This is a genomic window from Candidatus Magasanikbacteria bacterium RIFOXYB2_FULL_38_10 (assembly GCA_001783145.1).
GTDB lineage: Bacteria > Patescibacteriota > Patescibacteriia > Magasanikbacterales > UBA10003 > GWC2-40-17.
In genome coordinates this window covers 1-1,236 of record MFQT01000005.1, presented here as the reverse complement: position 1 = coordinate 1,236, position 1,236 = coordinate 1, and the positions used below count along the sequence as shown (strand labels likewise).

The following is a 1,236-nucleotide window of genomic DNA, read 5'->3' as shown; positions in this document are numbered from 1 at the left end:
ATCGCCGAACAACGCTTATCAACCGCCTTCGCTACATTTCGCCAATCCAAAACTTCGTTTTGTCTTAGCGAAACGTTTGATAAGCGCGCCTCATTCAACGAAATAAATTTTTTATCCTTGTGAAAATTTAAAGTTCAGCGAATTAAACGGGGACAGAAAATTTGATTTTTTATTCATTCAAAGAGGGGAATAAGGAAGAAAACTTTATTATTTTTTTATAATCAATATGAAAAGTGGATTCGACATTAATTTAATTGAAGGTGACGGATATCTTATTTTGCCAATTTCCATGGCGAGAATTTCCGCAGGACAATCTCCTGAGGAAATTTATGAAATGTTTCATTTCTTCGCAAAAAAACTCAAAAGCTTTACAAATGACGTAGTTTTACTTTATACAAACGGCTTGTATTTTAACGCTGAGGATATAACTCATAATCAGCGAGTGAAAAGCAATCAACAAATTATTGATCACAGCTATAAACTGCGACAACTTATTGAAAAAAGAAAAGAATATATCCCAAATGCTTTTCATTTTTTGCCAATTGATTACGTTATATTAAACGCTCCTCGTTTTAGAGAATATTTTTATGAATTAAAAAAGCAGGAAAAGACTGATGATGATTTTCGGAAAAGCATAAAGAATGATATTGGCAAAAGAGAATATACCGAAGCAAACGTCAATTTTATTTTGGAAGAAATTATCGTTGCGCATATTATGAGGGAAAAAGAAATTGAGTTTCCGAGAACATTGGTTAGAAACGATAGTTGGAGATTGATTGCTTATCCCGGGGCATATATGGAAGCGGATTTGTACCAGTGGAAAAAGAATTGGTTGCCGAAAAAAGATTCAGTAAATCCTTTTGTGGATTCGCATTATAATTTCAATGAAAAAAAGATTTATAGGTTTAGTGAGCTTTAAAATACAAATAAGGAGTTTTGAAAAATGAAATTCACCCCTGACCCCTCTTTCATTTTTCAAAACAAAAAATCAAATTTTCTTAGATGAGAAATCAGAGTATAATTATATAAACAGCGAGATAAAAAATTGACATCGTTGAACAACTCATATCTGGCTCAAGAAATTGACGCTTTAATATTTCAGAAGAAAGTCAATTTCTCTCGACCCAAATTTTTGTGCAATTACATTGCGCAAAAACTTCAGATATGAGTAACGTTCGGCAAAATCGCTTCGCTCCTTTTGCCGAATGAGGCGCGCTTACAGCGTTGTCGGCTAGT

1 protein-coding gene is annotated in these 1,236 nt (G+C 33.3%); it reads left to right on the top strand.

Annotated elements, in window-relative coordinates:
* The first annotated feature begins 226 nt into the window (after positions 1-226).
* Positions 227-919: a hypothetical protein gene (locus tag A2294_03370; protein ID OGH85983.1), complete on the top strand. Its 693-nt coding sequence runs from the start codon at positions 227-229 to the stop codon at positions 917-919.
* The last annotated feature ends 317 nt before the right edge of the window (positions 920-1,236 follow it).